Raw genomic sequence first — 8,156 nt, forward strand, 5'->3', positions numbered from 1 at the left:
GACAGTTATTACAGCAAAAACAGTTAAAAACAGAAAAAGGCGGGGAAGCAAATGGAAGGATATCGTTACTATTTGGCGATTGACATCGGCGCGTCCGGCGGACGGCACATTTTGGCGCACAGGGAAAATGAAAAGCTGTGTCTTGAGGAAATCTACCGGTTTGAAAACAGGATGGTCAGGAAAAACGGGCATCTGTGCTGGGAGATGGACCGGCTGTTTGCAGAAATCAAAGCCGGAATGGCGCGCTGCAAAGCGGAAAATAAAATTCCAAAAAGCGTGGGCATCGATTCGTGGGCGGTGGATTTTGTACTGCTCGACGAAGGCGGCAAAGTGCTTGGCGATACGGTCGGTTATCGTGACGAGCGTACGGACGGCATGATCGAAGCGGTTGGGAATATCATTCCGGAAAGCGCGCTTTATGCGCGTACAGGTATCCAGCAGCAGAAGTTCAATACCATCTATCAGCTGATGGCCATCAAAAAGGAACATCCGGAGTATTTGAAGCGTGCGCAGGCAATGCTGATGATACCGGATTATTTCCATTATTTGCTGAGCGGGAATCAATCGGCGGAATACACCAACGCCTCTACAACACAGCTCATGGACGCAGGAAAAAAAGACTGGGACAGGGAATTGATCGAAATGCTCGGCTTTCCCCAACGGATATTCCAGACACTGTCGCGCCCGGGCACGTTTGTGGGGATGCTTACCGATGAAATACAAAAGGAAGTTGGTTTTCAGTGCAGGGTTGTCGCCCCTGCTACGCATGATACCGCGTCGGCGGTTATGGCGTCGCCCTTCAGCGGGGAAGGCGCGATCTATATCAGCTCAGGCACATGGTCGCTAATGGGGATTGAGCGGGAGCAGCCGGAAAACAGTGAAAAAAGCCGCAGGTACAACTTTACCAACGAGGGTGGCTACGATTATAAGTACCGCTTTTTAAAAAATATCATGGGACTGTGGATGATCCAGAATGTCAAAAAGGAGCTGCAAAACAAGTATTCCTTTGCACAGCTGTGCGATATGGCGGAACAGACGGATTTCCACGCGCTTGTGGATGTGGACGACGGGTGCTTTATGGCTCCCGACAGTATGACAGAAGCGATACAGGACTGGTGCGCCACACATGGGCAGCCAGTGCCGCAAACGCCCGGGGAGCTTGCAAAGTGCATTTATGAGAGCCTTGCACACAGCTATGCGCGCACAGTGGAAGAGATCGAGGACGCCACAGGCAGCAAATATGAAGCGATCAACATCGTGGGCGGCGGCGCAAATGCGGATTACCTCAATAAGCTTACCGCGCGCATCTCAGGGCGGGAGGTTCTTGCGGGGCCGACGGAAGCGACGGCAACCGGAAACATTGCCGCGCAGATGATTGCGGCAGGCGAGTTTTCGTCACTGTCGCAGGCAAGGGATACGATCAAACGGTCGTTTACGATCAAAGAATATGGGAAGGGGATTAAAAAATGAGCAAACGTTATGAAGAAGCAAAGGAACAATATGCAAAAATAGGGGTGGATACCGAGCTGGCAATCAAAAAACTGGAGGCTGCGTCCATCTCCATGCACTGCTGGCAGGGAGACGATATCGCGGGTTTTGACCGCGACGGAGCGCTTACGGGCGGCATCCAGGCGACTGGGAATTATCCGGGCAAGGCACGCACGCCACAGGAGCTGATGGCAGATATTGATGAGGCGCTCAGCCTCATACCCGGAAAACACAGGCTGAATCTTCACGCAAATTATGCTATATTTGAAGAGGGAGAATTTGCGGACAGGGATAAGCTCGAACCAAGACATTTTAAAAAGTGGGTGGAGTTTGCAAAGGAACGGGGCCTGGGCCTGGACTTTAATCCCACATATTTCTCGCATCCCAATGCCGAAACCTTTACGCTGTCCAGCCCGGACGAGGAAATCCGCAAATTCTGGATTGACCACGGTAAGGCATGTATTCGCATCGCGCAGTATTTTGCAGAAGAATTAAACACCTACAGTCTTGTGAATATCTGGATACCGGACGGCTATAAGGATGTGCCCGCAGACCGTATGGCGCCGCGTGCGCGCCTGAAGGATTCGCTCGACCAGATTTTAGCGGTTGATTTTGACCACGATAAGGTCTTTGTGTCTGTAGAATCCAAGGTGTTTGGAATCGGCATGGAATCCTATACCGTAGGCTCTCACGAATTTTATATGAACTATGCCGCTCAAAACGACGTGCTCTGCCTGCTCGATAACGGGCATTTCCATCCAACCGAGCAGGTTGCGGATAAAATTTCCGCTATGCTGCTGTTTTACGACCGTCTTGCGCTGCACGTGACGCGCGGCGTTCGCTGGGACAGCGACCATGTCGTGCGCTTAAACGACGAGGTCAGCGAGATCGCAAAGGAAATCGTTGCGGCGGACGCGCTTCATCGCGTAATGATCGGCCTTGATTTCTTTGACGCAAGCATCAACCGTGTGTTTGCCTGGGTGGTGGGAATGCGTAATATGCAAAAGGCGCTGATGCTTGCGCTTTTGACGCCAAACGGCAAGCTTGCAAAGCTACAGGACGAAGGCAGGCTCACAGAGCTTATGATGTGGCAGGAGGAGCTCAAGCTGTATCCGTTTGGGGATGTGTGGAACGAATTTTGCGAGAGAAACAATGTGCCGGCAAAGGAAGACTGGTTTCAGGAGATCGCCCGCTATGAGGCGGACGTTTTAACAGCGCGTGGCTGATCATTTCAGGGCATAGGTTACAGGCCGGATGCTGATTTCGCGTGCCTTAACAGGACTGCGGGATTGATAATGGACAGGCGTAAGCGGAGGCAGCCATGAATCAGGAGATATTAAGAAAAATTGAACCGCCCACGCCCGAGGAACAGGGATTTCTCAGCGGGGAGGGGCTCGCGCCGGAGGATTATTTTTCAGGCACGGATTTTGCCGTGGACAGCAAAAAGATGCTGAGCAAGGGAATGCTGATCGCGAGCCGCACGCATACGCGCTTTATCGACTTTCCGCGCCACCGGCACAACTACATTGAAATGATGTATATGTGCCAGGGCTCGGTGACGCATCTTATTGAGGGACGGGAGCTGGTGCTCCGGCAGGGGGAATTCCTGCTTTTGAACCAGCATCTGTACCACTCGATCCGCCGTGCGGAGCGCAGGGATATCGGCGTGAATTTTATCGTGCTTCCGGAGTTCTTTGACGCGGTGCTCGATATGCTGGACGGCGGTAACGTGCTCACCGATTTTTTGGTGGATACGCTGCGCGGGGAATCCGGCAAAATACGCTTTTTGCACTGTAAGGTAGCGGATGTGCCGGAAATACAAAACCTGATTGAAAACCTGCTCTATTCGCTCGTGTGGCGCAAACGGGATGAGGAAAAGCTCAACCAGACCACGATGATGCTGCTGTTCATGCACCTGATGAACCATCCGGACAGGATAGACGTGGGCAAGCGTTACGAATACGAAAACAGTATCATGATGACTGTGCTGCGCTATGTGGATATGCACTACAAGGACGCAGACCTGACCGCGCTTTCGCAGAGTCTCAATCATTCGCTTTCCTCCCTTTCAAGGGTAATCCGCCGCAATACTGGCTGTACCTTTAAAGAGCTGCTGCAAAAAAAGAGGTTCCTTGTGGCGCGGGGGCTGCTTCGCAAAACAAATCTTTCGATCAATGATATCGCCGCCGCGGTGGGCTATGAAAACAACAGTTATTTTTATAGGCGTTTCCGCGAAAAATACGGCGTGTCTCCAAAGGAATACCGCGCGGGCGAAGGAAAAGGATAAGCTTGTCCGAAGGATGTCGCCATTTGTCGGAGATTCTGATGTAAGATGATAATATCAGGCAATATAAAAAAGGAGCTATTGAAAGCTCCTTTTTATATGCAAAGAAAGGAAAGAACAGATATGGTTTTTAATAACAAACTTTATGAACAAAAACGTCAGCAGGAAGCAGCCAGACGCAGGCAAAAAGAGGAAGCTGAAAGAAAACGCAGACAAGAGGAGGAACGAAGAAGGCAAGCAAAAGAGGAACAACAACGGCAGGAACGCTTCAGAAGACAGCAGGAAGCAAAGCATACACAGAATCATTCTGTCAAAGCAACACAGTCTTTGCTAAATGGTTTTGGATTCACAGATAATAGAGGAAATCCCTTGAAGGAAGACGGAGTGCTTGGAGCGAAAACAAAAGAAGCGACAAAAAAATTTGGTCGGTATCAGGAAGAGCTCGCAAAACCCAGTTTGAAAACAAAAAGATTTCAACAGGAATTAAATCAAAGCGGAATCCGCTATTTGGATGGAAAACCTTTAAGGGAAGACGGGGTATATGGTCCAAAGACAGATCATGTAAATAGTAAGGTTGATAATGAATTTACAGGCTGGTTGATGGACGATCATTACCGGCCCAAAACTGTCAGCCAGAAGCAGTACCCAACAATGCCCCAACTCGAAGATAAAGTGGTGAAAAACATCATGGCGGGAAGATGGAGCGATCTTAATGGCAGCAAAATGGAACAACCCAAACAAACAGGAAAAAGGTTACTCAAGCTTGATCTTCAGTCACCGGTCAGGGAAGCCATTACTTCAAAAAAAGGGGAAAGCAGGAACAATCTTTTGAAGAAGGATGTTAGCCAACAAATAGTAGATCCCACGCAGTTTCAATCAAAGGATGAGCTCCAGGAATACCTGAAACAGAATCCTGACGCTGTTTTGCCAAAAGGGCTTGACGGAAGGATGACAGGAGGCTGGGATCATGCTTTGGCAGAGAAACCGTCGATAAAAGCCGCACCGACAAGCCCGGAAGATTATCCGTTTGAGTTGATTGATGGAGAGGTAAGTTTATATAATACTCCGCAAAAAACGGTAATAAAAATACCTGAGGAAAAAAACAGGGATACCGCAATGGAGAAATTAGGAACGTTAAATGGCTTGACTAAAGACAAAATTTTTTCTCCTTTATTAAAAACGATCGAAGATGCGGAAAGCGTTTCCTGCGAGACAACAACAACTACTACTACGGTAGACCAAATTAACAACAGAATAAAAAATGAAGATAAGGAAATGAAGGAGGCAGGGCGAAACATTCGGGATACTATTATGGGAGTAATCGGTGCAGCAAGTAGTATAAGAGAAGGTTCTATCGATCCCAATCAGGAATTTATCAGTGACCAGTTTGGCAGAATGATCGACGGTCAATTTGATCAAGTTGATGAGCAAAAACCACCAAAATACAGTGGATATGATAAACAAGGGAAGAAAATTGGGGAAATAACGAGGGAGACGCTTGATATCAAAACCGGTAACGATAATTGGGCAGCGCCGATTCAAGGATACCGACATCAAATCATCTATGAATATTATGTTCAAGGAAATCAGAAAAAAATATTACGTATAGAAAACAATGGCAAAGAAATATACAATAACTATGCCGAGAATTAGTGCCTATTTATCACTGAAAATAGTAAGCTTCTGCGGATGATAGGGCTTCTGCGGAAACTGCACAATAAAGCGCTGATAGAATTTTTCATCTGTCAGCGCTTTATATACAATATAAGCTGGTAAAACGACGACAATCATTTCTATCAGATGTAACAGATCCAAGAATTCAAGAAAGGCAATAGAATCAATTAAGTAATCATAAATCCAAATTCCTATTCTAATAATTGATACAATCAAAAAAGTAAAAAACAAAAAGCGGCTTAATAATAAAGTAAAGTTTTGTTTTTTCACTTTTTTATATAATAGCCATGAAATGACGAATAATAAAAAGTTAATAACACATCCCAGAATACGATAAACGCGAAAAATGGGGCCTAAAGGCTGTTGGTATAGAATGAAAAGAGCCAGCAGGGAGCCTGCATTAAAACATAGTGAAATCAGCATAACAAAAAAGAATAGAATACCGATTAGTTTTGGTCGATTGCGGCTGTTTCCATTGATTAGTACAATGAAAAAAAGAATTAATGATACATACTGAACGATTTGACTGAAATAGAAAGTAAGTATTTCATAATAATCTCGTGGATTTTGTTCCAAATAACCGGAAATTTGAGAAAAAAGAACAGTATTATGCAGCTCTGCCGAAGTAAGCAAAGCATAAAACACAAGCGCCGCAATACAAAGCACAAAAGTGACTGTAATTCGTTTATCTTCTTTTTTGATTGTGTTACTATCCATAATCCCATCACCTTTTGCCGAGAATTAGTGCCTATTTATCACTGAAAATATCAAGCTTCTGCGGATGATAGGGCTTCTGCGGAAACTGCACTATAAAGCGCTGATAGAAACTTTCGTCTGTCAGCGCTTTATAGATGATATAAAATGGCAAAGCGATTGCCAGTACTTCTATCATTTTAAAAATGGTATAATAATCGAAATATAATGAACCAAGAAGGTTCGAAATCCATATCATTAATCTTACAATCCATATGGCCCAGAAAACAAATAGAAGTGTTCGGCAAAACAAAAGGGAATAACTTTTTTTCGTTACCTTTTTATACAATAGCCTTGATAATATGATTAATATAATATAAAGGATTAAATCGAGCATGCGTAAAATGCAAAACATAAAGCTCAAATCAGGCCAATTCATTAATATATACGGGATCAAAGAAATACAAAAAGCGACAAAATATACCGCTGAAGAAATACAAAAAGCAAGGGAAACAATTTTGGCCCGGTTTTGGCGAGGGTTTACAATCAAACAAATATATAAAGCAAGAAAAGCTCCATACTGAACTGAGAAACCAATAAAATAGCATAATGAATAGTTAAAAATATCCATATCAATCTCAGAAGGAAGCATAGTTCTTATTTCACATGATAGTAACAAAGCATAGAGCACAAGCGCCGCAATACAAAGTATATAAGTGACTGTAATTCGTTTGTCTTCTTTTTTGATTGCACTTTTATCCATAATCCCACCACCTTGTTTTAGTATAGCACAAACATTTGTATAAAAAACAGATATCTGCAAAAGTAAAAATTGCATGTCTGTATTTACTGCGCTTTCCCTGCTATAATAAAAGAAAAAAGCGGAAAGGCAGGACGCAGATATTGAAAGCGGAAATCACTTATCTCGATAACAGCGGCTTTGCGGTAAAGACGGAGCGGCATTTTTTGATTTTCGATTGCTGGAACAATCGTCCGGAAAGCGGGAAGAAGAGCCTCGCGGGTGGTGTGATCGATCCGGAGGAGCTGAAAAAAGAAAATGTGTTTGTGTTTGCTTCGCATGCGCATGCAGACCATTTCAACAAAATGATCTTTGCGTGGCAGGAGCAAATCAAGGATATCCACTATATCGTATCAAGCGACGTCAGCCGCGCAAACGGCGCGACGATTGTACAGCCGGGCCAGGAATATGCTGTTCAGGATGTCACGTTCAAAACACTGCGTTCTACAGACGAAGGAGTTGCATTCCTTGTCAAAGTGGACGGTCTTACAATCTACCATGCCGGAGATTTGAACTGGTGGCACTGGGAGGGCGAGGATCCGCAGTGGAACAGCGATATGGCGCGGGACTATAAAAAAGAGATAGACCGGCTCATCGGAGAAAAAATCGATATTGCCTTTGTACCTGTAGATCCAAGGCTTGGAGAAAGCCTGCTGTGGGGGCTTACGTATTTTATGCAGACCGTGGGAGCGCGAATCGTATTCCCCATTCACTATGGCTCTGCGGGCAGCGTTGCCGCGCAGGCAATTCGGATGGCGGAAGAGCCCTGCGTACATGGAGGAAAAATTGTTCTTCCCATGCAGCGTGGAGAGACTGTGACGTGGGAAGGGTAAGCGCGCGATTGATTTTACTGCCCGGATGATTTAAACTAAATACAGATGATATTCTTTGGTGGTCAAAACAGATATACTGTTATTATTTGTGTACAAAAGAAAGGACATCAGGTATGAAACAGGAATCACAGGAATACGCGGTAAAGTCGGTGGAGATTGAGACAAAAGAAGTAAACCGCGTGATAGAAATTGTAAAAACGGCGGAGTTTGGGCAGGCGGTGGATATCCTCAGCAAGGCAAATAAAATCGTAACGTCGGGCAGCGGCGGCACGGGAGTTGCAGCGAAGAAGTTCGCGCATTCGCTTTCGTGTATCGAGCGCAACGGCGTGTTCCTCTCGCCCGCGGAAGGGATGCACGGCGGAATGGGAGTGGTGCAGGAGGGAGA

The 8,156-nt window shown here is 45.7% G+C and carries 7 protein-coding genes and 1 pseudogene; 6 read left to right on the forward strand and 2 right to left on the reverse strand.

Annotation, left to right across the window (positions count from 1 at the left end; all coding sequences use genetic code 11):
• The first annotated feature begins 51 nt into the window (after nt 1-51).
• The 4 genes from rhaB to CHK_RS08915 all read left to right on the forward strand — a co-directional run bounded on the left by rhaB (nt 52) and on the right by CHK_RS08915 (nt 5,425).
• Complete coding sequence (gene rhaB / locus CHK_RS08900; protein WP_046443700.1) at nt 52-1,470, forward strand: rhamnulokinase; 1,419 nt, start codon at nt 52-54, stop codon at nt 1,468-1,470.
• Nucleotides 1,467-2,714 carry an L-rhamnose isomerase gene (locus tag CHK_RS08905; protein ID WP_046443701.1) on the forward strand — a complete coding sequence of 416 codons (1,248 nt, stop codon included), beginning with the start codon at nt 1,467-1,469 and terminating at the stop codon, nt 2,712-2,714. Before rhaB ends, CHK_RS08905 begins: the two co-directional genes overlap by 4 nt.
• A 95-nt stretch (nt 2,715-2,809) precedes the next feature.
• A complete protein-coding gene (locus tag CHK_RS08910) occupies nt 2,810-3,775 on the forward strand; it encodes an AraC family transcriptional regulator (RefSeq protein WP_046443702.1) in 966 nt (321 codons plus the stop codon).
• 45 nt (nt 3,776-3,820) lie between these two features.
• Entirely contained in the window at nt 3,821-5,425 is a 1,605-nt protein-coding gene (locus CHK_RS08915; protein ID WP_046443703.1) for a peptidoglycan-binding domain-containing protein, read from the forward strand.
• Nucleotides 5,426-5,428: 3 nt separating this feature from the next.
• Here CHK_RS08915 and CHK_RS08920 read toward each other — a convergent pair whose 3' ends face one another.
• On the reverse strand, nt 5,429-6,163 hold the full coding sequence (locus CHK_RS08920) for a hypothetical protein (RefSeq protein ID WP_046443704.1): 735 nt from the start codon (nt 6,161-6,163) through the stop codon (nt 5,429-5,431).
• A gap of 31 nt (nt 6,164-6,194) precedes the next feature.
• Nucleotides 6,195-6,902, reverse strand: a complete 708-nt coding sequence (locus CHK_RS08925) for a hypothetical protein (protein WP_046443705.1) — start codon at nt 6,900-6,902, stop codon at nt 6,195-6,197.
• Between the two features lie 140 nt (nt 6,903-7,042).
• On the opposite strand from CHK_RS08925, the gene CHK_RS08930 reads away from it, so the two are divergent.
• Nucleotides 7,043-7,771: an MBL fold metallo-hydrolase gene (locus tag CHK_RS08930; protein WP_046443715.1), complete on the forward strand. Its 729-nt coding sequence runs from the start codon at nt 7,043-7,045 to the stop codon at nt 7,769-7,771.
• 113 nt (nt 7,772-7,884) lie between these two features.
• Nucleotides 7,885-8,156 (forward strand): annotated as a pseudogene (locus tag CHK_RS08935) (KpsF/GutQ family sugar-phosphate isomerase); the annotation flags it as partial.

The sequence above is a fragment of the Christensenella hongkongensis genome (genome assembly GCF_000981035.1).
In the GTDB taxonomy this organism is placed as follows: Bacteria; Bacillota; Clostridia; order Christensenellales; family Christensenellaceae; genus Christensenella; species Christensenella hongkongensis.